This is a genomic window from Corynebacterium sp. (assembly GCF_012838985.1).
Lineage (GTDB): Bacteria > Actinomycetota > Actinomycetes > Mycobacteriales > Mycobacteriaceae > Corynebacterium.
Window position 1 is genome coordinate 1 of record NZ_DUOE01000034.1, and the last position, 22,537, is coordinate 22,537.

A 22,537-nucleotide genomic window follows, 5' to 3' on the forward strand; every position below is an offset into this window, starting at 1 on the left:
AGCTGGTACTTCTCGGCGGCCTGCTGGGCGACCGAGATGTCGATCTTGCCCTCGCGGGCCAGGCCCATGAGGACGGCGACGACGATGGACTCGGCGTCGATGTTGAAGTAGCGGCGTGCGGCCGGGCGGGTGTCGGAGAAACCGAAGCCGTCGGCACCCAGGACGATGTACTCGCCCGGGACGTAGGCGCGGATCTGCTCCTGCAGATCGGTCGCGAAGTCGGAGACGGCCACGAAGGTGCCGCCGTCGACCTGCCTGAGCTGCTTCGTGGCGAAGGCCTCCTCGATCTCGGCGGCCGGGTTACGCAGCTGCTCCTTGTTCTTCGCCGCACCCTCGCGGGCCAGCTCGACCCAGGAGGTGACGGAGAAGACGTTGGCCTTCACGTTGTACTCCTCGGCCAGCATCTGCTGGGCCTTGAGAGCCCACTGCATGCCCACACCGGAGGCCAGGATGGAGGCCTCGTGGCCGCCCTCGACCTCGAGCTCCTCCGCGCGGGAGAACAGGTACATGCCCTTGTGCAGACCCTCGATGTCGAGGTTCTCCGGCTCGGCCGGCTGCGGGACCGGCTCGTTGTACACGGTGAGGTAGTAGATGACGTTCTCGCCGCGACCCGGGCCGTACATGCGGTCGATGCCCTCGTGCAGCAGGTGCGCGATCTCGTACGCGAAGGCCGGGTCGTAGGACACGACGCCCGGGTTCGTGGAGGCGAGGATCTGCGAGTGGCCGTCCATGTGCTGCAGGCCCTCACCCGTGAGGGTGGTGCGGCCGGCGGTGGCACCGATGAGGAAACCACGGGCCATCTGGTCGGCGGCGGCCCAGATGCCGTCGCCAGTGCGCTGGAAGCCGAACATCGAGTAGAAGATGTACAGCGGGATCATCGCCTCGCCGTGGGTGGCGTAGGAGGTGCCGGCGGCCATGAAGGACGCGACGGAACCGGCCTCGTTGATGCCCTCGTGGAGGATCTGACCGTCGGTGGCCTCCCGGTAGGAGAGCATGAGGTCATGGTCGACCGGCACGTAGTTCTGGCCGTGCGGGTTGTAGATCTTCAGGGTCGGGAACCAGGAGTCCAGGCCGAAGGTGCGGGCCTCATCCGGGATGATCGGCACGACGCGGCGACCCAGTTCCTTGTCACGCATGAGCTCCTTGAAGGCACGCACGAGCGCCATGGTGGAGGCGACCTCCTGCTTGCCGGAGCCCTTGCGCACGCTGCGCAGCTTCTCCAGCTCCGGGACCTGCAGCGGGGTGTAGGTCTGGCGACGCTCCGGGACGAAGCCGCCCAGCTCCTGACGACGCTTCTTCATGTACTGGATCTCCGGGGCGTCCTCGCCCGGGTGGTAGTACGGCGGCAGGTACGGGTCGGCCTCGAGGACCTCGTCCGGGATCGGGATGGACTGCTTGTCGCGGAAGTTCTTCAGGTCCTCCGCGGCCAGCTTCTTCATCTGGTGGGTCGCGTTGCGGCCCTCGAAGTTGTGGCCCAGCCCGTAGCCCTTGATGGTGAACGCGAGGATCACGGTCGGGCGGTCCTTGGTCTCCAGCGCACGCTTGTAGGCGGCGTGGACCTTGCGGTAGTCGTGGCCACCGCGCGGCAGGGCCCAGATCTCCTCGTCGGTCATGTCCTCGACGAGCTTGGCGGTGCGCTCGTCGCGACCGAAGAAGTGCTCGCGGACGTAGGCGCCGTCGTTGGCCTTGAAGGTCTGGTAGTCACCGTCCGGGGTGGTGTTCATGACGTTGACCAGGGCGCCGTCCTTGTCCTTCTCCAGCAGGGCGTCCCACTCGCGGCCCCAGATGACCTTGATGACGGACCAGCCGGCACCACGGAAGAAGGACTCGAGCTCCTGGATGATCTGCGTGTTGCCGCGGACCGGGCCGTCGAGGCGCTGTAGGTTGCAGTTGACCACGAAGGTGAGGTTGTCCAGGTTGTTCAGAGCGGCGTGCTGGATGAGGCCGCGGGACTCCGGCTCGTCCATCTCACCGTCACCGAGGAAGGCCCACACGTGCTGGTCGGAGGTGTCCTTGATGCCGCGGTTGTGCAGGTAACGGTTGAACCGTGCCTGGTAGATCGCGTCCATCGGGCCGAGGCCCATGGAGACGGTCGGGAACTCCCAGAAATCGGGCATGCCGTGCGGGTGCGGGTAGGAGGGGATGCCGTTGCCCTCACCGCGGGAGACCTCCTGGCGGAAGCCGTCGAGGTCCTCCTCGGAGAGTCGGCCCTCGAGGAAGGCGCGGGCGTAGATGCCGGGGGAGGCGTGGCCCTGGAAGAAGATCTGGTCGCCGCCACCCGGGTGGTCCTTGCCGCGCCAGAAGTGGTTGAAGCCGACCTCGTAGAGCGGGGCGGCGGAGGCGTAGGTGGAGATGTGGCCGCCGACGCCGATGCCCGGACGCTGCGCGCGGTGCACCATGATGGCGGCGTTCCAGCGCATCCAGCGGCGGTAGCGCTTCTCCATCTCCTCGTCACCCGGGAACTCCGGCTCCATGGTGGTGGGGATCGTGTTGACGAAGTCCGTGGAGGTCAGGTTCGGCAGCGGAACGCGCTTGAGGGCCGCACGCTCGAGCATGCGGAGCATCAGGTAGCGGGCGCGGGCCGGGTCCTTCTCCGCGAGGAGACCGTCGAGGGAGTCCATCCACTCCTGGGTCTCCTCCGGGTCGGTGTCATTGAGGTAAGAAGCGACGCCGTCGCGGATCGCCGGGTAGTGGGAGTTGCCCTTGCGGCCGTTCGCGTTCAGGTCATCTGCCATGGTGTGCCTCCAGGTTTGTTGGGTGATTGTGGTGGAGCAACGGGCCCGCCGGCAAGGTGGTCCGGACGGGCCCGAGTGTCCTTCCCAGGATACGTGTTTTCATTGGCCAACGTCAGTCCCGGTTCCTGCAAAGCCTGTGAAGGTGGGGCGGTGGGTGGTGTTCGCTTGGCGACGCCCCATCATCCCTCGTCGCAGCCCGGTTCCGGGTGTACGGCGCAGGTGGGGCGGAGTTTGCGAATTCAGTCCCGCACCCCCGCGGGAATGACCTGGCCGCAGAAAGTGACCCTGGCCGTCAGTTTATGGGTCCGTTCATGTGTGAAAACAGGAAAATACCTCGCATACCTTGTATTCTGCCTAGCAGTATCTGTAACTGACAGGTTCCAGCAGGGAACCGGTCGTGAACAAGGAGGAAATACACAGTGGTGGACGCTCCGGGCGTTGCGAACAAGAACGCCCAGGAATACGCACAGATTCTCGGCATTGAGCCCGACATGGTCGTTCAGGAGGTCGGTTGGGACGAGGACTCCGACTCGGCCATCTCTGAGGCCGTGGAGGATGTCATCGGGGAGGAGCTCCTCGACGAGGACACCGATGAACTCTGCGACGTCGTCCTGCTGTGGTGGCGCGAAGAGGACGGGGACCTCGTCGACGGTCTCGTCGACTCCCTGCGCCCGCTCGGCGACGGCGGCCGGATCTGGCTGCTGACCCCGGGCGCCGGCAAGCCCGGTTTCATCGCCCCGGGAGAGATCTCCGAATCCGCCCAGCTCGCCGGTCTGGTGCAGACCACGGCGACCCGCCTGGGTGCCTGGCAGGGTTCCTGCCTGGAGAGCAGCGGCCCGCAGAAGTAGTACCTCATTTAACGGCACTTTTGTGACCCGTGGTACTCTTGCGGCACCCGTCTCACGGGTGTGCGCGCCCTTAGCTCAGCTGGAAGAGCAACTGGTTTACACCCAGTAGGTCGGCGGTTCGAGCCCGTCAGGGCGCACCATTGTTTGAGCAGGTCAGGCCCGTCCCCCTTGAAGGAGGACGGGCCTGTTGCGTCTATCCCCGGCCCGAGTGGCGCTCCTGGTGGAGACGCCCGGCGATGCGGGCCTCCGCGGCGGTGTCCTCCGCGGCGAAGATGCGGGCCACCACCTCGGCGTGCTCATCCCGAACCCACACGTGGACACCGTAGTCGCCGGTGCACACCCAGCGGTGGCCCTGTGGGGTGGCGTCCTCCAGGATCCGGCGGATGACCTCGGGGTCAGCCCAGTCGCCTTCCACGGCCACATCGAGGTGGACCACCTCGCCGTCGAGGAAGTAGCTCAGTTCACCCACCGGGTTGTCCGCGAAGCCGGGCCCGAAGTGCAGGTCACTGTGCACGTCAGCGAAACGGTGGCGGGTGCCTGCGGCGTCGGCGATCTGCCACAGCAGCTGCGTGTAGATGTCGTTGGAGTTGACACACTCCGGGTCGAACACGAAGGAACGCTCGAACAGGGGGGTGCCGTCGGAATCCGTCAGCTGCAGTAGAGCGCTGAGGTGTTCGAGGCGGAAACCGGCAGCCCCGTTGTAGAAGTTGAAGTCGATGTCATCGACCGTGATCTCCCGGCGGGGAGTGAAACCGAGGTCCGCGGCATTGTCCAGTGCAAGCAGCAGAACCTGGGCCGCCTCGCGGGGGTCGCAGCGGAGAGGCTCAGGTTCATCGGAGCCCCTCCGTTGTCGGGGAGAGGGAGTGCCGGCAGCGCGGGCGTCAATGATGCGGTCCACGCCGGAGGAAGCCAGAAGTCTGTTCCAGAAGCCCATGATTCGTCCTGCAGAAACTAGGTGGGGTGACGTTTACCACCCTAGTGCGCCGCAGGCCGTTCTGCCTGGATGTGGTGATGTCAGAATCGGTCGCGGTCACGCCTGGCGAAGCGTCCGTAGTGGTCCGGGCGCTCGTCGCCGTAGCGGGAACGCTGTGTCTGTGGCGTCTGGGGCGCCTGCGGTGCCACCGGCTCCGCCGCCACCTCGGTGACCTCGGTGGCCACCGGGGCGTCGACAAGCTGCTGCTCCTCGGCGCGGACGCGGCGGCGCTCACGCAGCTCCGCCCAGATGAAGTAGCCCAGGCCCAGCGGGGCCATGAGCCCGAACGCGATCCACTGGAAGCCGTAGGACAGGTGCGAGCCGCGGTCGAGTTTGGGCACCGGGATCGCGTTGAGCTCCCCGGCCTCCCCGGCGGACAGCTGCACGTAGTCGTGTGCCAGGGGGAGTCCGATGATCTCGGAGATCTGCTCTGTGTGGATGCCGTAGACCTGGCGGTAACCCTGGTCCTCCATCGGGGCGGTGGGCGGCTCCACCTCATCGAAGCGTGCGTGGCCGGAGATGGTGACCGGCCCGGTGGGGGCCTCGGTCATGTCCGGGATGTTGCCGTCGATGGGCACGGTGAAACCGCGGTTGACCAGGAACGTCTCGCCGGAATCCAGGCGGAACGGGGTGAGGGCGTGGAAGGCGGGGGAGGAGTCCACCGGGCGCATGCGCAGGAGCACCTCCGCGTCGGGGAGGTACTCACCCTGCAGGGTGACGCGGCGCCACTCGTCCTCCGGGCTGATCGCACCGTCCGCGCCGAAGACCTCGGTGACGGGCACCGGGTCACTCTTGAAGGAGGCGTCGATCTGCTCGTTGCGGTGGACGATGGCGTCGTCCTTGCCCAGCTGCCACGGCGCGAGAAAGGTGAAGGCGGCGTAGGAGAAGGCGACGATGAGGAGGAACATGACGACCCAGCCCGGGCGCAGGAAGGTCAACCAGCCCTTCCGGCCCTTCTGATGTGTGCTCCCGTACCTCTGCCTGGTCACTGTCTTCCCTGACGTATCCACGGAAAACAGTGTACAGGCCGTGTCTAGTGGCTCCTGGTGCTCACGTGGACGGCCGTGCGCACGAACGTGAGCATGCCCTCGACGGCGGCCTCAATCTGCTCGCGCGTCTCGACGAAGCCCTCCGGCCCGCCGTAGTACGGGTCAGCGACGGAGGCCTGCTCCGGGGCCGCCGGGTCGAAGCTGCGCAGCAGACGGATGCGGGTCTCGTCGACGCCGCGGGCGACCAGCTCGGAGACGTGCCCGGTGTCGAGCGCCACGAGCAGGTCGGCGGCCATGTCATCGGGGCCGAACTGGGAGGCGATGTGGTCGGAGCCGTCGTGGCCAGCGGAGCGCAGCTCAGCGACGGCGCGGCGGTCGGCGCCGCTGCCGACGTGCCAGCCACCGATGCCGCAGGAGGACACGCGGACCATCCCGGACAGGCCGGCGGCCTCCACTGCGTCGTGGAAGATCACCTCGGCCATCGGGCTGCGGCAGATGTTGCCGGTGCAGACGAAGTCGACGTGGAAACGCTCATCTTCGTGCGGCGAGCCAGTCATTGACGATCCCTTCCAGATCTTGCGGGGTGTGGGCGGTGTGGGCGGCGGTGGCCCATTCCTCCGGGGTTCCGTAACCCCATGAGACGGCCACTGTATCAATACCGTGCTCCGCCGCTCCCTCGATGTCGTGGGAACGGTCACCGACCATGAGGATAGCGTGCGTGTCAGCCGCCCACCCGTTCGCACCGAGAACATGATCGATGACGGCGGACTTGCCCCGTCGCGGACCGTTCTCCTGGGCGGCGCCGAGGAAGTCGATGTGCTCCAGGAAACCCTCACGCTCGAGGATGAGGCGGGCGAAGCCCTCGCCCTTCGACGTGGCCGTCGCAATCGTCAGTCCCTGCTCCTTCCAGCGGCGCAGCAGGTCGAGCATCCCCGGGAAACTGGTGGCGTTTCCCCACCCGCCCTGCCGCGTGTACTCCAGGTAGATCTGCAGCCCCGCGTGCGCCTGCTCCGGGCTCATGCCGAGAGACCGCAGCGTCACCTCCATCGGGGGACCGGCGATGCGGTCGGTGAACTCCTGCTCCGGGTGCGGCCAGCCGAGCTGGTCGAGGGTGTGGAGGAAACCACCCTGGATGCCGGGGAGGGAATCGATGAGGGTGCCGTCGACGTCGAGAAGAAGAATGCTCACGGCCCCCAATCTGCCACACTGCGCGAATCCGGGATCGGGGTTATGGTTCGGGCGTGAAAGATGATGTGGAGATCCTGCAGGTGCGACTCATGCAGCAGTTCCTGGACGAGGCCGAGCCGATCGAGTGGCTTGTCGTCGTCACGAACATGAACTACGACGACGGCGCCGAACTCGCGGAGTGGATGGCGTCCCACCCCCGCCTCGACCGGGCGAGCGCTCTCGCCCTCTTCTGGTACTCCCAGCCGGGTTTCATGCAGGAGTACCCGTCTGAGGATGACGTCCCGGACGTCGCCAGGGGCGGCTGGCGGATCGTCCACCGCCTGCAGGGGCGACTGACAGGCGGGGAACTGGTCGACGGTGGCATCGCCTTCGACCCACGGGATGACGACGGACAGGACTGGACCGGGGAGGCACGCAACGGTGCGGATGCCGCCTGGCAGATCCCCGAGGAGCTGTTCCGGGCGGTCCCGGGGCAGGAGATCAACACAGGGGACTACGCCGCTGACCATGAATGGGAGGACGGTATGCCCCCTGCGGTATGGCAGGTCCTCGAGGAGGCGTTCGACGACGAGGACGACTGGGACGAGGACGAGGACGACTAGGCGCCCGTCTACACTTGGGGGCCATGACTACCGTCGGTGACATTCGTTCGATCCTGGAGACCGCCTATCCACCAGCGCTCGCTGAGAGCTGGGACGCCGTGGGACTGATCTGCGGTGACCCGGCGGACGAGGTGCGCAAGGTGGCCTTCGCCCTCGACTGCACCCAGGCGGTCGCCGAGGAAGCCGTGCGCAGCGGCGCGCAGATGCTGGTGGTCCACCACCCGCTGCTCATGCGTGGCGTGACCTCCGTGGCGGCGGACACCCCGAAGGGGAAGGTGATCCACACCCTTATCAAGGGTGGGGTGGCCCTGTTCGCCGCGCACACCAACGCCGATTCCGCCCGCCCCGGCGTCAACGACCGCCTCGCCGAGCTCGTGGGCATCACCCCGGGGCGCCCGATCCTGCCGAAGTCCGGCGCCGGTCTGGACAAGTGGGGCGTCCACGTCCCGCCGGCGTCCGTCGACACCGTCAAGAGGGCGCTTTTCGACGCCGGCGCCGGCGAGATCGGCAACTACCGCGACTGCGCCTTCGACATCGAGGGCACCGGCCAGTTCACCCCCGTCGAGGGAGCTGACCCGACGGAGGGGGAGGTCGGCGTCACCCACCGCTCCGCGGAGATCCGCGTCGAGTTCGTCGCCCCGGCCCGCCGCCGCCGCGCGCTCATCGACGCGCTCCGCGCCGCCCACCCCTACGAGGAGCCCGCCTTCGACATCGTCGCGCTGGCCGACACCACCGACCAGGACGAGGCGACGGGGCTCGGCCGCATCGGTGAGCTGCCCGAGCCGATGACCCTGCGGGAGTTCACCCGGCAGGTCGCCGACGCCCTGCCGGTCACCGAGTGGGGCGTGCGCGCCGCCGGCGACCCGGACGCGATGATCCGGACCGTGGCCGTCAGCTCCGGTTCCGGTGACAGCTTCCTCGACGCCGTCCGCGGCCTCGGGGTCGACGTGTACGTCACCTCCGACCTGCGCCACCACCCGGTTGACGAGTACCTCCGCGCCGGCGGCCCGCCGGTCGTCGACACCGCCCACTGGGCCAGTGAATTCCCCTGGACCGGTCAGGCGGCGGAGATTGTGGGGCGCGAGGCGGATGTCGAGACGCACGTCATCGACCTCCGTACCGACCCCTGGACCCTGTCCGCCCACGCAAGCGAGTAGAAAGAGTAGACATGAAACTCGATCCGATGCAGCAGGCGATCCTGCTGGAGCTGGCCAACACCGAACGATCCCTGGATGTGGTGGGTGACAAGGCATTCGTCCCCGCCGAGCGGGAGGAGGTCGACCGCCTGCTCAAGGAACACCAGCGCATGCTCAACGCCTCCGCCGCCGCCCAGATGGCCGTCGACGACATGGAGGCGGAGATCCTCCGCATCCAGGAGGACGAGCGCAAGCTGCGCAAGCGTGCCGCCGACGACAAGGCGCAGCTCTCCGCGGAACTGGACGAGGAGCGACGCCGCGACCTCGAGCACGACCGCTACTCCGTGAAGTCCCGCATCGCCGACCTCATGGGCGAGCTCACCGAGTGCCACAACCAGATCCACGCCCTGCGCAACAACCGTGACATCCACGGCGCGAAGTGCGATGAGATCGCCCGCAAGCTGGAGGCCGCCCAGCGTGCCGCCGAGGCCGCCGAGGCCGCCAGCTCCGCGGTCCAGGACCCCGTCGAGCACATCGCCGAACTGCGCGCCCAGCTCCCGGAGAGCGTCCTCGCCGAGTACGAGGCCCAGAAGAACGACTCCGACGTCGGCGCCGCCGACTTCAACGGCCGCACCTGCGGCGGCTGCTACATCGTCCTCGCCGCCGCCGACCAGGAGCGCATCCGCCGGGCCCCGGCCGATGAGCTGCCCCAGTGCCCGGAGTGCGGCACCTACCTCATCCGGAAGCAGGTCTAGTGCCGGGACCGCATGACCATGTGATCGTCTACGCCGACGGCGGCTCCCGGGGCAACCCGGGGGTCGCCGGTTCCGGCACGGTCGTCTACGCCGCCGACGGCCGGACCGCGCTGCGGGACATCGTCTACGTCGTGGGCCGGCGGGCGACCAACAACGTCGCCGAGTACCACGGCATGCTGCGTGGCCTGGAGGCCGCGCGTGACCTGGGCGCCCGCACCGTCGAGGTGTACATGGACTCCAAGCTCGTCGTCGAGCAGATGTCCGGGCGCTGGAAGATCAAGCACCCCGACATGCAGAAGCTGGCACTGCAGGCCCGCCGGCTCATGGACTCCTTCGACTCCGTCACCTACACCTGGGTGCCGCGCGGGGAGAACGAGGTCGCCGACGCCCTGTCCAACCAGGCCATGGACGCCGCGGCCGCCGGCGCCGAGCCGGGCATCGTGGGTGGCACGGAGACCGTGGAATCCGTTGCGGAACCTGTCGACGACCCGGCCGTGGATGACTGCGAGATCGTCGCCACCCCGGGTTCCCAGACGGGCACCCCGGCACACTGGACCGGCGCGACCTCCCGCCCCACGCGTTTCGTCCTCCTGCGCCACGGCCAGACCCCCATGTCGGCCGCCATGCAGTACTCGGGCCACTCGAACCCCTCGCTCACCGAGCTGGGTCGGGAGCAGGCCCGGGCGGCCGCCCGCACGCTGCAGGAGCGCGGCGGCATCGACGTCATCGTCTCCTCGCCGCTGGACCGTTGTGTGCAGACCGCCACCGCCGCCGGCGAGGTGCTGGGGCTGGACGTGGAGGTCATCGACGGGCTCATCGAGCAGGACTTCGGCACCTGGGAGGGCCTGACCTTCGACGAGGCGCACGCCATGGACCCGCAGCTCCACGATGAGTGGCTCGCCGACCCGTCGATCGCCCCGCCGGGCGGCGAGTCCCTGCGGAAGCTGCACAACCGCGTGCGTACCGTGCGTCGGGACCTGCAGAAGCGCTACCCCGGACAGACCGTGCTGGTCGTCTCCCACGTCCAGCCGATCAAGTCCTTCGTCCGCCAGGCGCTCGACGCCGGGCCGCACGTGGTGGCGCGGATCTTCCTCGACCTGGCGTCGCTGAGCGTCGTCGAGTTCTTCGACGACAACGACGCACGCGTGGGCTCCACGCTGCGGGTGTTCAACGACACCGCCCACCTGCGCTCTTCCTGATCGCCCCGCACCGGAGTAAGGTGGGGACACGCGAATGAGTCGGCCGGGTGATCGCGGCCACCGGACCAGCCCCTGAGGGCCAGGCGGTGGTCGAGGAAAGTCCGGACTCCACCGAGCACGGTGGTTGCTAACGGCAACCCGGGGTGACCCGCGGGCACGTGCAACAGAAAGTAGACCGCCCCGGCTTCGGCCGGGGTAAGGGTGAAAGGGTGCGGTAAGAGCGCACCGGCGGGCCAGGTGACTGGTCCGGCCAGGTAAACCCCACCGGGAGCAAGGCATCATGGTCTGCCACGTCGCAGGCCGGATCGGACGTCCGAGGGCTGCTCGCCCGAGTCCGAAGGTAGCTGCTTGAGGCGGTCAGTGATGGCCGTCCCAGATGGATGATCACCACCCTCACGGGTACAGAATCCGGCTTACAGGCCGGCTCATTCGCCCCTGTGTATCTCGCGGAGCTGCTTCTCGACGACCTCCCGCGCCGCCGCGATGTTCTCGCTCGCGGTGCACACCGCCTGACGTGCGGAGTAGCGTTCCCACTCCCGGCGGATCAGCTCCGCGACGACCTGGTCCCGGGAGCGGCCTGATTCGAGTGCCAGCATCTCCAGCTGGGCCTGGTGTGTCTCTGAGAGGGCGATATTCATGGGGACCCAGGGTACCCGGTTCCTGTGGAACAATGGGGCCTCATGAAGCTCTACGCAGCGCCCCTGAATTTCCGTGGCATCGCCGAGGAATTCGATGTCCCCACCGATTTCCCCGCTGAGCTGCACGCTGAGGCGGCGGCCGCGGTGGACCGTTTCCCTGGGGAGCGGCGGGACATGCGCGGTGTCCCCTTCGTCACCATCGACCCGGTCGGGTCCAGGGATCTGGACCAGGCCGTGTACATCGAGAGCAGCGCCACCGGCTACCGGGTGCTCTACGCCATCGCCGACGTCGCCGCGTTCATCGTCCCCGGCAGTGACCTGGAGGCGGAGTCACTGCGCCGGGGCCAGACGATCTACCTGCCCGACGAGCCCGCCCGCCTGCACCCGGAGGAACTGTCCGAGGGGTCGGGGTCCCTGCTTCCCGACGTCGACAGGCCCGCCGTCGTCTGGACCTTCGACCTCGACCTCGCCGGCGAGGTGGAGAAGTTCCACGTCGAGCGCGCACTGGTGCGTTCTCACGCCCGCCTCGACTACGACGAGGTCCACGAGGACTACGTCCGCGGCGAGATGCACCCCTCCGTCGCCCTGCTGCCTGAGGTGGGGCAGCTGCGTGAGGTGTCGGCGCTGCGTCGTCGCGCGATCAACCTGCGTCTGCCCTCCCAGCGTGTGAAGTCCCTCGAGGACGGCACCTACGAGCTCATCGTCGAACCCCGCCACGAGGTCATGGACTGGAATTCCGAGATCTCCCTGCTCACCGGCATGTGCGCCGGCCAGCTCATGGTCCACCACGGGAAGGGGCTGCTGCGGACGCTGAGCCCGGCGACCCCCGAGTCCGAGGCGCAGTTCCGCGCCGAGGTCCGCGCCCTCGGCTACGAGCTTCCCGACGACCGCCCCATCGGCGAATTCCTCCAGCTCATCGACGCCGACACCCCCCGTGGCATGGCCGTCATGAGGGAGGCCCAGAAGCTCCTGCGCGGCGCGGGTTACGTCCGGGTGGAGGAGGGGGACGTGGAGATCCACGCCGGTATCGGCGGCTACTACGCCCATGTCACGGCACCCCTGCGCCGCCTCGTCGACCGCTTCGCGACGGAGTACTGCCTCGCCCTCTGCGCCGGACAGGAGGTGCCCGCCTGGGTCACCGACCGCGCCGACGAGGTCATCGATGCGATGCAGCGCACCTCCGCCCTGACCGGTTCCGTCGACCGGGCCAGCCTCGACCTCACCGAGGCGACCGTCCTCACCCCGTGGGTGGGGCACAACTTCGACGCGGTCATCCTCTCCACCGACCGGGAACGCGACCAGGCCCGCATCTTCGTCGCGGACCCACCCGTGCTGGCCAACGCACTCGGCCACCCCGAGCAGGGCACCACGACGAAGGTGTCGCTCATCCGGGCCGACGTGCAGACCCGCGACGTCACCTTCGCCTGGCCCGCCGACTGATCAGCCCCGCAGGGCCGCCATCAGCCGGCCACCCCAGGACGGGTCACCGGTGGTGTACATCTGGTGCCAGGCGTGCGCCGCCTCCTTGTTCATCAGCCCGGAGGCGACGAGGGTCTCCCGGGTGAACTCCAGGGGACTGGTCCCCGGCGCGGTGATGAGCGGGCCGTCGACGACGACGCGGGCCTCCTCGTAGAGCGCGCCTCCCCGGTAGCCGCTCTCCGCGAGGAACTCTGCGTTGTTGCTGGTGTGGCGGCGGGTGTCGAGCAGCCCTCTCCGCGCCAGCCCGAGCGTCGCGCCGCAGATCGCGGCGACGGGCTGATCACGGGAGAGGCGGTCGGCGGCCAGCCCGAGGACGGAGTCGTGGCGGGTGTGCCAGGTGTTTCCCCCGGGCAGGACGAGCATGTCGATGTGCGCCGGGTCCAGCTCACTGAGCGAGTACTCCGGGCGGAGGCGCAACCCGCCGAAGGTGGTCACCTCTGCGGTGGAGTCGCCCGCGACGATGAGGTCGACGGCGATCCCGGAGCTCCGGAGATGGCCGAGCGCACCGGCGAGGGGGCCGTACTCCCAGTCGGCCATGGAGTCGAAGGCGTAGAGCACAACATGGGTCATGCTCCGCAGCCTATCGTGTGATGGGCGTCACTGCTCGGGCTTGGCGACGTCCGCCACCCGCCCGCGACCCAGCTTCACCACGATGAGACCCTCCTCGGACAGGTCCCGTGCGAAGTTCTCCGCACGACGACCGGAGACTCCGGCGATGACGGCCTCCACATTGCCCGCCGAGGCCGCGCGGGCCCCCAGGGCGCCGCGGACCAGGCACAGCTGCACCATCGCCTCGGAACCCAGCAGACCGTACGGTCCCGTGAGCCCCGACTGCGACTGGGCCAGCAGCGGCCAGATGTCCTCCGTCCGGCGGGAACGCAGGACACGCGCCATCCGCTGCGCACGGATCGTCTCCTTCTCCTCGAAGGCCAGCCAGGCTGCAGCCTCCCCCACGGAGGGGGTGTCCTCGGTGCCGTGGACCTTGTGGACGGCGGTCAGCCACTCGATGACCCGCTGCGGCGCATCCGGGAGCAGCCGCAGGGACTCGGTGCCGAAGGCCCGGCACGCCTCGGCCACGAAACGACGGCGCTCCAGGATGGCCTCCGCACGATCCACCCGGACCTGCCCCACCGACACGGAGAAGAACTCCAGGTCAGAGGACTGCGGGTGCGGAGCCTGCGTGACGGAGCCGTCGGCGTAGTCGATGACCGACACCGCGTCTGGCTGCCCCCGCAGGGCAACCGTGTGCCGGGCACGCAGCTGCGGGCCCGGCGAGAACATCTCGGCGGACTGGCTGCACATCTCCGCCAGGCGGGTACGCATCGGGGCGTCATCCAGGTCTGTGGAGTCCGCGAGGAGCGCCAGGGTGAAGGCGACATCCAGGGCGGCCTCGTCACCGAGCCCTGAGCCGTCCGGAATGTCGCTGACCACCGTGACATCCAGGCCACCGGTGTCGCGTGAGAGCAGCTGCCGGTTGATCATCGTCCACACCAGGCCACCCACCCGGGCGGCCAGACCACCCTCCGGGGTCGGAGGCTCCTCGGGACGACCACGCTCATCGATGGACGGCTGCTGGGAGGCGGCCATCTCCGCGATCACGCCCAGACTGATCTGGTCCTCCACGACATCCACCCCGGTGGGTGTGGTCACGTGGGCCACCACCGTGACCAGGTCGTCGGAGCGGGGACTCAGCGCGACCCCCACCTCCGGGTCGGCCAGTGCCGCGAGCACGACACCGCCGGAGTGGTCAACGTGTTCGCCGATGAGCAGCCAGGTGGCGGGGGCGTGGGCCGCCGACACGGGATCTGCACCGGTCCGCTCACGGTGGGCGGCGACCGCACGGTCGGTGACGGGCAGCTCGGCAACGGGCCACATCGGCATTTCTGGTTCTCCTTACAGTCGTGACGTTGTCCACTGTAGTCGCCGCCATACACCGTCGAGCACAGGTAGCCTGGGCGTTATCTATCCGACAGAACCGACGAAGGAGGACAGCATGGAACCCGAGGACCTGAAGTGGTACTTCGACCCGAAGACCGGTGAGGTCACCCAGGGCAAGGAAGGTGCCTGGGAGGACCGCATGGGACCCTACGACACCCGCGAAGAGGCAGCGGGTGCACTCGAGATCGCCGCGGCGCGCACTGCCGCCGCTGATGCTGAGGACCGCAAGGAGGACGACTGGGGCAAGCCGGCCTCCTGGGAGACCGACAAGTAACCCCGTCCCGCCCGAATCACCGGTGGTCCTGCTCCATACGAGGGGCAGGACCACCGCCTCTTTCGCTAGTCCTCCTTGTCCTTCTTCTTTGCCTTGGCCTTCGCCTTCTTCTTGGCAGCCTTCGCAGCTTCCTTCTCGGCCTCCTCGTGGGCTTCCTGCACCGACTTCATCAGGCGCTCGTAGGCCTTCCGGATCGCCTTGACCTCATCGGGGTAGTCCTCCAGCGACTTCAGACCGATGGTGCGTTCACGCTGGTAGAGGAGCCCGTAACCGAAGGTGTCCTCGCCGCGTCGATGGGCGGCCCGCGACATCTGCACGAGCTTGTCCCGTGACGTCACCGCATCCTGGAAGTCGCCGAGGCTGGACTGCAGGGCCTTGCAGGCGTTGTACAGACGCTTCGTCTTCAACTGCGTGGTGGCACCGACCGCCTCCGCCGCGTAACGCAGCTTCTTCGCGGACTTGCGCATGTCATGGAAGTACTCCTCGCGCTGGTGCAGGGAGAGCTCCGTGTTGTCCCAGTTCTTCACGGCCTTGTGGTGCCGCTTCATCAGCCGACGGTAGGCATCGTCCAGATGCTCCGAGAGGATCGCCTCCACCTCCTCCGGGGTCCGGGCATGACGGACCTCGACGGGGACATCGGCACCCGGGTTGTCCTCCGGGGCTCCCTCCGCCACCATGTCCGCCTCCTCCTCCGTGGTGTCCTCCTCAGGATCGACTCCGTCGGTGGACACCTCCATGACAGGCTGACCGGCGCCACCTTCGGCACCCATGTCCAGGTCCGCGGCCACATCCTCCTCCGTGGCCGGCTCAGGGGAGGGGGTCTGCTCCACCGGGACATGGGCGTGGGCACCCGCCACCGGCGGATCGGCGAGAAGCCTGTCGATGGCGTCGAGCAGTGCCAGGTAGCGGTCGGAGTTCAGCGTCGCGACAACTCGACGGTGTGCGCGCCGGTACTCCTCACCCATGTCGTGCTGCAGGTGCTCACGGGTGGTCTCATCGAGGACGTCGGAATCCTCCGAATCAAGCAGCCGGAGGAAACGTTCCTCGACGACCTCCGCGTCACGGGCATAGCCGAGCATGCCGGCCAGGAGTTTGAGCTCGGACTCGATGTGCTTGAGTTCCGCGCCGCCGAGAATGCCGTCGAAGGTCTCCATGTGGCTGCGCAGCTCGCGGGTCGCCACACGCATCTGGTGGATGGAGTCCCATTCGTCACGCCGTACCCGGGGGTCGTACTCGTGGAGCTTGTCCCGGTTGAGTTTCAGCGCTGCGATGACGGCCGCGGCAGGGGACTCCGGATCGATGTCCGCATCCAGCAGGAAGGGCGGGAGCTCCGCAGAGGACGCCGAATCACCCAGGGCCATGGCGAGCTTGGAAGGGGAGGACGACACCCGTGCACCGGCACCCACGAGCAGCTGTGTGGCCGAGAGCAGGAGCGGATTGCCCACGGCCGTGGCAGGGGAGTCCCCGACGAGCTCGACCTCCCACTCACGCCAGGAGCTGTGGACACCACCCGGGAGCAGGGACCAGGCGGAGACATGGTCATCACAGAACTCGGCCACGGGCGTCCCGTCGGCCGCCGCCAGAGTCAACTCCACCCGTTCGTTGTCCACCTGTGCGATGGGGTTGAGCTGTTCCCACCGTACCAGGGCACGGACCTGGGAGGCGATCTCCTCAGGTACATCGAAGCGACCGTCCACCGGCTCACCCAGCGGCGCATGAATCTCCAGTCGTCCGGCGATACCCGGAAGCTTGAGGTGCCAGCCGTCGTCATCGCCACCTTCACGTCGCCGGAGGGTGATCCGTGAGCGGGTGAGACGAAGATCCGCGGTGTCGTAGTAGACGGCCGACATCCGGTGGGTCTTCGTCGCGGCGATCGAGTCGACACCGGTCAGACGGGTGAGATCCGGGACGACGGAGGTGGCTGAGACAGCGAATTTCGCCTCGACCTCTAGAAACGTGCTGGTGGACATGGCTGCTCCTCCTGGGATGTGTGCCGAAGGGTGGGGGAAGGGGTGTTGACCCCAATCTACCGCCGTGAAGGGGTGGCGGTCAGGCGCTGTTCAGGCTGGTCCGGGCAGGTCCGAGGTGGGACCGTTCCGCGGCGGCGATGCCGTCGGAGGCTCCCGGGTGATGGTGGCTGTGCCCGAACCGTATTCCGCTGGTGTGGGGGAAGATGCGGTCGCGCATCTCCTCTGCGGCCCGGTCGCGCCGGGCGAGCACCGGAAGTGCGTTGCCGGATGTTCCCTGCTCCGTGGGGACGTCCGTCGTTGCTGTGTCGAGCAGGTCCAGGATGCGGTTGGCGTAGGCGAAGAGGAAGGAGCGTCGGTAAGCGGAGGTCTGTCCGTGGTGGCTTGCATGGGTGGCGCCGGGGGAGTGGCGCATGAAGTAGTCCCGCTGGTGGTTGAGGCTGGCGAACAGTTCGAGACAGTGCCGGACATCGTCGGGGTGCCCGACCAGGGTGGCGATCCCGATGGAGTCCGACAGGACCGTACGGCAGGAGTTGGGGAAGGCCACGGAACCCAGCAGCAGGAACTGGAAGCGGACCCAGGGGGCGTGCAGATGGATGCGGACGCTGACCACGTCCTCCGGATCCTCCGGCACGTCGTCGAGTGCGTGCTCGATCCGGTGGCGCTGGCGGAGCTGCTGGGCCTTGGCCACGAGGGACTCGGCCTCTGCGGGGAAGATGGTGGACCGGGCCTTGCGGAGCAGTCCGGTGATGCGCTGTCGGGCACGCACCTGCTCGGGGGAGTCCCCGGTTGCCGCCCTGTTGTGCCGCAGGAGAACGTGCTGCTCCACGTAGGTGTCGGCATCCGTGAAGGCGGGCAGGCTCACCAGTTCGACGGCGAGTGCCCGCAGTGTGCCGTGGTCAGGCTCCGCGGTGGTGTCGCTGACCAGGGTGCGGAGCTGCCGGTCCCAGGCGGCCGCGATGCGGGTGTGTGTCACGGCGAAGAGGTGAGGTCGGGACTCCCGCAGGAAGGGTATGACCACGGGGCCCAGGGTATGTCGCAGGTCATCGGGGGTCCAGCCCCGGGCTGCGGCGAAGGCGAGTTCGTTGATGATGGTCTCGTGTGAGATGTCGTTGAAGTCGGGCAGGTACACGGTTTCTGGCTCTCCATCTGTGGGAACGGGTGTTCTATCCGGTCGGTCAGGGACAGTTGATCATCCGCCTCTGACATGACCACCCCCGTCCGCTCGTGCGAGCCCTGGCGAGCTGGGCGGACCAGACGGGAAAATCACCCCCGCCCCCGACCGGGGAGACGTCCCCGGGACGGTCATGTCGGCTGCGCAATTAGAGTTGGGGGCATGAATCGTCAACAGGAATTCGTGCTCCGCGCCGTCGAGGAACGGGACATCCGCTTCATCCGGCTGTGGTTCACCGACATCCTCGGCTACCTCAAGTCCGTCATGATGAGCCCCTCAGAGCTGGAGGGGGCGTTCGAGGAGGGGGTCGGATTCGACGGTTCCTCGATCGAGGGCTTCTCCCGTATCTCGGAGTCGGACACCATCGCTTTGCCTGACCCCTCCACCTTCCAGGTGCTGCCCTTCGACACGGACACCCCCGAGCTGCAGACCGCCCGCATGTTCTGCGACATCACGATGCCCGACGGGCAGCCCTCCTGGTCGGATCCGCGTCAGATCCTGCGCCGCCAGGTGGACCTGGCGGCGGACGAGGGATTCACCTGCAAGATCTCCCCGGAGGTCGAGTTCTACCTGTTCAGCCAGGGGGAGGATCCGGCGACGATCGTCCCCACCGACAACGGCGGGTACTTCGATCAGGCCACGTACAACATGGCGCCGCGCTTCCGTCGGGAAGCGATGACGGCCCTCGACGCAATGGGCATCGCCACGGAGTTCTCCCACCACGAGACGGCGCCGGGCCAGCAGGAGATCGATCTGCGGCACGCGGATGCCCTGACGATGGCGGACAACATCATGACGTTCCGCTACCTCATCAAGCAGGTGGCCGCCTCCAACGGGGTGCGCGCGACATTCATGCCCAAGCCCTTCACGGAGCACGCCGGCTCGGCGATGCACTCGCACATGTCCCTGTTCGAGGGAGGCACGAACGCCTTCCACGACCCGGACGACGAGATCTCGCTGTCCAAGACCGGCAAGCACTTCATCGCCGGCATCCTCCGCCACGCCCAGGAGATCTCCGCGGTGACCAACCAGTGGCCGAACTCCTACAAGCGCATCGTCTTCGGGAACGAAGCCCCGACCGCGGCGACCTGGGGAGTGTCGAACCGTTCCGCCCTGGTCCGCGTCCCCACCTACCGGCTGGCGAAGGCGGAGTCCCGTCGCGTGGAGGTCCGCTCCCTCGATTCCGCGTGCAACCCCTACCTGGCCTACTCCGTGCTGCTCGGGGCGGGGCTCAAGGGTATCCGGGAGGAATATGAGCTGCAGGATCCGGCGGAGGACGACATCTCGGCGCTGACACGCCGCGAACGTCTGGCCATGGGGTACGAGGACCTGCCCGCGTCGCTGGACCAGGCACTGCGCGTGCTGGAGAAGTCGGACTTTGTCGCCGACATCCTCGGCGAGCAGGTGTACGAGTACTTCCTGCGCTCCAAGTGGAACGAGTGGCACAACTACCAGGAGCAGATCACGCCCTGGGAGCTGCGGAACACCCTGGACTACTGACCCCTGGAGAGGAGAAGCGAGCATGACCCGCACCATCGTCCCGTCGCCGGCCGTCCTCAGCCTCACCGGACGGCGCGCCAGCGAGGATCTCGCGGAACTGGGCTGGGACAACGAGAATTCCGTCGATCTGCTGTGGGCACTCGCCGGGGCCGGTGACGCCGACCTGGCGCTCAACACGCTCATCCGCATCATGTCCGCACTGGGCGAGGACAGGGCCGAGCTCGATGATGCGCTGCGCCGGGACGCCGGGCTCCGCGTCCGGCTCTTTGCTCTGCTCGGTGGTTCGACCGCCCTCGGTGACCATCTCGCCGCCAACCCGCACCTCTGGCAGGAACTCGCCCGCGGTCTGCCGACCCCCGAGGAGCTCATGCAGGTGATGCTCGGCGCCGTCGATGCGGTGCCGGCGGACTTTGACGTGGCCGACGAGCCGGAGGGTGTGACGGACACAGCCACCAGCGACCTGACCACACCCGGCACCTACCGGGCGCGCATCACCGAGCCTGAGGCGTCCACCACTCTCCGACTGACCTACCGCACCCTCATCATGCGGATCGCGGCGCACGACCTGGCCGGTACCTTCGGCGCCCGTCGCGGTGAGGTCCCGGAGCAGCCGGTCATCCCGTTCACCACGGTCACCGGCCTGCTCACCGCGCTTGCCGACGCCGCCCTCACCGCCGCCCTCGCGGTCGCCGTGGCAGGGGTCTACGGGGAGGACAGGGGAGTCGACACGCGCCTGGCGGTCATGGCGATGGGCAAGTGCGGCGCCGGGGAGCTCAACTACATCTCCGACGTCGACGTCATCTTCGTCTCCGAGCCCGCCACCCCGAAGGCCACCCGTCTGGCGGGGGAGTTCATGAGGATCGGCTCGAAGGCCTTCTTCGAGGTCGACGCCAATCTGCGGCCGGAAGGCAAGTCCGGTGCGCTGGTGCGCACCCTGGACAGCCACGTCGCCTACTACCGGCGGTGGGCGGAGACCTGGGAGTTCCAGGCGCTGCTCAAGGCCCGCCCGATGACCGGCTCCATGGACCTGGGGCGGGACTACATCGAGGCGCTGTCCCCCATGGTGTGGACTGCCTCGCAGCGGGACTCCTTCGTCGATGACGTGCAGGCGATGCGCCGTCGGGTCCTGGAGAATGTCCCCGAGGCACTGCGCCAGCGTGAACTCAAACTGGGTGTCGGCGGGCTGCGTGACGTCGAGTTCGCCATCCAGCTCCTGCAGCTGGTCCACGGCCGTTCCGATGAGTCGCTCCGGGTCCTGGCCACCGTCGACGCCCTCGAGGCCCTCGTCCACGGTGGATACGTCGGCCGCGAGGACGGCCATCAGCTCATCGAGGCCTATGAGTTCCTCCGGCTGCTGGAGCACCGTCTCCAGCTGCACCGGTTCCGCCGGACGCACACGATGCCGGCGGACGATGACGAGAAGAATCTCATCTGGCTGGCGGGGACCTCCGGTTTCCTCGGGTCGGGCAAGAAGTCGGCCGTCGACGCCCTGCAGAAGCACCTGCGGAGGATCCGTCTGCTCATCTCGGACCTGCATTCGCGGCTGTTCTACCGTCCGCTGCTGCACACCGTGGTCAACCTCTCCGTCGACGAGATCACCCTCTCCCCGGAGGCCGCGAAGCTGCAGCTCGCCGCGCTCGGCTACCGGCACCCCGTCCGCGCCTTCGAACACCTCACGGCTCTGGCGGCCGGTGGTTCGCGCAAGGCGAAGCTGCAGGCCATGCTCCTGCCGACCCTGATGACCTGGCTCTCCGAGACCGCCGACCCCGATGCGGGTCTGCTCAACTACCGCAAACTCTCTGACGCGGCCTACGACCGTGTGTGGTTCCTGCGGATGCTGCGCGATGAAGGCGTGGTCGGTCAGCGGCTCATGAGGATCCTGGGCACCTCCCCGTACACCTCGGAACTCATCATCTCCTCGCCGGACTTCGTCAAGCAGCTCGGTGACGGGGCCACCGGCCCGAAGGTGATGGCCCCTGCCCCCGACCAGGTCTGCAAGGCCCTGGTGGCCTCCTCGAAACGGCACTCCGACCCCGACCGGGCGGTGTCGGTGGCGAGGTCGCTGCGCCGCATCGAGCTGGCTCGCATCGCCTCCGCGGACCTGCTGGACTTCATGCCGGTCGACCAGGTCTGCATGGAGCTGTCCCTGGTGTGGGACGCGGTCCTGCAGGCCAGCCTCCTGGCGGAGGTGCGGTGGAGTCTGGAGGAGAACAACCTGGAGGAACCCCCGGCCCGCATCGCGATCATCGGTATGGGACGTCTCGGTGGGGCGGAACTCGGCTACGGCTCGGACGCGGACGTCATGTTCGTCTGCGAGGCGGCGGAGGGGGTGGAGGACACCGAGGCGGTGAAGTGGGCCATCGGCATCTGCGAGGGCATGCGCGCACGTCTGGCGAAACCCTCCGGTGATCCGCCGCTGGAGGTCGACCTCGGTCTGCGCCCGGAGGGGCGCTCGGGCGCGGTGGTGCGGACCCTGGACTCCTATGAGCGTTACTACCGGCAGTGGGGTGAGATCTGGGAGATCCAGGCTCTCCTGCGGGCCACGGTCGTCGCCGGCGACGAGGAGCTGGGCACCCGTTTCCTCCGCATGATCGACGAGTTCCGCTACCCGGAGAAGGGGGCGTCGGCAAGCGACATCCGGGAGATCCGCCGCATGAAGGCGCGCATCGACGACGAGCGGCTGCCGCGTGGCGCCGACCGCACGACGCACACCAAGCTGGGACGCGGTGCGCTGACCGACATCGAGTGGACCGTGCAGCTGCTGACGATGATGCACGCGCACGAGTACCCCGAACTCCACAACACGTCGACGCTGGAGACCCTCGACGTCATCGCGGAGAAGGAGATCATCCCGCCGGAACAGGTGGCGATCCTGCGGGAGGCGTGGCTGTGCGCCACGAACGCACGCAACTCCCTCGTGCTGGTCAAGGGCCGACGCACCGACCAGCTGCCCGGCCCGGGACCGGCGCTCGCGCAGGTCGCAGGTGCAGCGGGCTGGGATCCGGAGGACTACCAGGGATTCCTCGAGCACTACCTCAAACTGACGCGCAAGGCGCGGCAGGTCGTCGACGAGGTGTTCTGGGGTGAGGCGGCGCTGCAACCCTGAGACGGGGTGAGGTGTCACCACTAGGGGTGGTGACAC

The 22,537-nt window shown here is 68.0% G+C and carries 19 protein-coding genes, 1 tRNA gene and 1 other RNA gene; 11 read left to right on the plus strand and 10 right to left on the minus strand.

The window, feature by feature from the left end; translation table 11 throughout:
• On the minus strand, positions 1–2,735 hold a 2,735-nt coding region (gene aceE / locus GXZ33_RS01565; protein ID WP_291339110.1), incomplete at its 3' end, for a pyruvate dehydrogenase (acetyl-transferring), homodimeric type.
• A 419-nt stretch (positions 2,736–3,154) separates the two neighbouring features.
• Here aceE and GXZ33_RS01570 point away from each other — a divergent pair.
• The gene (locus tag GXZ33_RS01570) at positions 3,155–3,583 is read left to right on the plus strand and encodes a DUF3052 domain-containing protein (RefSeq protein WP_291339111.1); all 429 of its coding nucleotides are present in this window, start codon (positions 3,155–3,157) and stop codon (positions 3,581–3,583) included.
• 64 nt (positions 3,584–3,647) lie between these two features.
• Positions 3,648–3,723: transfer RNA gene (locus GXZ33_RS01575), tRNA-Val, on the plus strand.
• 53 nt (positions 3,724–3,776) lie between these two features.
• Here GXZ33_RS01575 and GXZ33_RS01580 read toward each other — a convergent pair.
• The 4 genes from GXZ33_RS01580 to GXZ33_RS01595 form a co-directional block, all read right to left on the minus strand.
• Positions 3,777–4,481 carry a hypothetical protein gene (locus tag GXZ33_RS01580; RefSeq protein WP_291339112.1) on the minus strand — a complete coding sequence of 235 codons (705 nt, stop codon included), beginning with the start codon at positions 4,479–4,481 and terminating at the stop codon, positions 3,777–3,779.
• A gap of 116 nt (positions 4,482–4,597) precedes the next feature.
• Complete coding sequence (locus tag GXZ33_RS01585) at positions 4,598–5,545, minus strand: SURF1 family protein (RefSeq protein ID WP_291339113.1); 948 nt, start codon at positions 5,543–5,545, stop codon at positions 4,598–4,600.
• A gap of 44 nt (positions 5,546–5,589) precedes the next feature.
• Positions 5,590–6,102: a low molecular weight protein-tyrosine-phosphatase gene (locus GXZ33_RS01590; RefSeq protein WP_291339114.1), complete on the minus strand. Its 513-nt coding sequence runs from the start codon at positions 6,100–6,102 to the stop codon at positions 5,590–5,592.
• Positions 6,077–6,733 (minus strand): HAD hydrolase-like protein, encoded by a 657-nt coding sequence (locus GXZ33_RS01595; RefSeq protein ID WP_291339115.1) that lies wholly within the window; start codon positions 6,731–6,733, stop codon positions 6,077–6,079. Before GXZ33_RS01595 ends, GXZ33_RS01590 begins: the two co-directional genes overlap by 26 nt.
• Positions 6,734–6,786: 53 nt before the next feature.
• Here GXZ33_RS01595 and GXZ33_RS01600 point away from each other — a divergent pair, with 53 nt between their 5' ends.
• From GXZ33_RS01600 to rnpB, 5 genes are all read left to right on the plus strand, one after another.
• Positions 6,787–7,335 (plus strand): DUF4274 domain-containing protein, encoded by a 549-nt coding sequence (locus GXZ33_RS01600; RefSeq protein ID WP_291339116.1) that lies wholly within the window; start codon positions 6,787–6,789, stop codon positions 7,333–7,335.
• A gap of 23 nt (positions 7,336–7,358) precedes the next feature.
• Complete coding sequence (locus tag GXZ33_RS01605; protein ID WP_291339117.1) at positions 7,359–8,492, plus strand: Nif3-like dinuclear metal center hexameric protein; 1,134 nt, start codon at positions 7,359–7,361, stop codon at positions 8,490–8,492.
• An 11-nt stretch (positions 8,493–8,503) separates the two neighbouring features.
• Positions 8,504–9,226 carry a C4-type zinc ribbon domain-containing protein gene (locus GXZ33_RS01610; RefSeq protein WP_291339118.1) on the plus strand — a complete coding sequence of 241 codons (723 nt, stop codon included), beginning with the start codon at positions 8,504–8,506 and terminating at the stop codon, positions 9,224–9,226.
• Complete coding sequence (locus GXZ33_RS01615; protein WP_291339119.1) at positions 9,226–10,425, plus strand: bifunctional RNase H/acid phosphatase; 1,200 nt, start codon at positions 9,226–9,228, stop codon at positions 10,423–10,425. The genes GXZ33_RS01610 and GXZ33_RS01615 overlap by 1 nt, the downstream gene beginning before the upstream one ends.
• Before the next feature lie 35 nt (positions 10,426–10,460).
• Positions 10,461–10,857: RNase P RNA component class A (rnpB, locus tag GXZ33_RS01620), an RNA gene on the plus strand.
• Here rnpB and GXZ33_RS01625 read toward each other — a convergent pair.
• Complete coding sequence (locus GXZ33_RS01625) at positions 10,851–11,063, minus strand: hypothetical protein (RefSeq protein WP_291339120.1); 213 nt, start codon at positions 11,061–11,063, stop codon at positions 10,851–10,853. The genes rnpB and GXZ33_RS01625 overlap by 7 nt on opposite strands.
• Positions 11,064–11,105: 42 nt before the next feature.
• Between GXZ33_RS01625 and GXZ33_RS01630 the strand changes: the two genes are divergently transcribed.
• Positions 11,106–12,503, plus strand: a complete 1,398-nt coding sequence (locus GXZ33_RS01630; RefSeq protein ID WP_291339121.1) for an RNB domain-containing ribonuclease — start codon at positions 11,106–11,108, stop codon at positions 12,501–12,503.
• Here the strand turns inward: GXZ33_RS01630 and GXZ33_RS01635 are convergent, their stop codons facing one another.
• Together GXZ33_RS01635 and GXZ33_RS01640 are read right to left on the minus strand one after the other, a co-directional pair.
• Positions 12,504–13,112 carry a DJ-1/PfpI family protein gene (locus GXZ33_RS01635; protein ID WP_291339122.1) on the minus strand — a complete coding sequence of 203 codons (609 nt, stop codon included), beginning with the start codon at positions 13,110–13,112 and terminating at the stop codon, positions 12,504–12,506.
• A gap of 27 nt (positions 13,113–13,139) precedes the next feature.
• On the minus strand, positions 13,140–14,417 hold the full coding sequence (locus tag GXZ33_RS01640) for a galactokinase family protein (protein WP_291339123.1): 1,278 nt from the start codon (positions 14,415–14,417) through the stop codon (positions 13,140–13,142).
• A gap of 118 nt (positions 14,418–14,535) precedes the next feature.
• Between GXZ33_RS01640 and GXZ33_RS01645 the strand changes: the two genes are divergently transcribed.
• Complete coding sequence (locus tag GXZ33_RS01645) at positions 14,536–14,754, plus strand: hypothetical protein (protein WP_291339124.1); 219 nt, start codon at positions 14,536–14,538, stop codon at positions 14,752–14,754.
• 65 nt (positions 14,755–14,819) lie between these two features.
• Here GXZ33_RS01645 and GXZ33_RS01650 read toward each other — a convergent pair whose 3' ends face one another.
• Positions 14,820–16,724: a CYTH and CHAD domain-containing protein gene (locus GXZ33_RS01650; RefSeq protein ID WP_291339125.1), complete on the minus strand. Its 1,905-nt coding sequence runs from the start codon at positions 16,722–16,724 to the stop codon at positions 14,820–14,822.
• Positions 16,725–16,803: 79 nt separating this feature from the next.
• Entirely contained in the window at positions 16,804–17,853 is a 1,050-nt protein-coding gene (locus tag GXZ33_RS01655; RefSeq protein WP_291339126.1) for a DUF2786 domain-containing protein, read from the minus strand.
• 204 nt (positions 17,854–18,057) lie between these two features.
• On the opposite strand from GXZ33_RS01655, the gene GXZ33_RS01660 reads away from it, so the two are divergent.
• Together GXZ33_RS01660 and GXZ33_RS01665 are read left to right on the plus strand one after the other, a co-directional pair.
• Entirely contained in the window at positions 18,058–19,395 is a 1,338-nt protein-coding gene (locus GXZ33_RS01660; protein WP_291339127.1) for a glutamine synthetase family protein, read from the plus strand.
• Positions 19,396–19,417: 22 nt separating this feature from the next.
• Positions 19,418–22,501, plus strand: coding sequence for a bifunctional [glutamine synthetase] adenylyltransferase/[glutamine synthetase]-adenylyl-L-tyrosine phosphorylase (locus GXZ33_RS01665; protein ID WP_291339128.1), 3,084 nt, complete (start codon positions 19,418–19,420; stop codon positions 22,499–22,501).
• Positions 22,502–22,537: the final 36 nt, after the last annotated feature.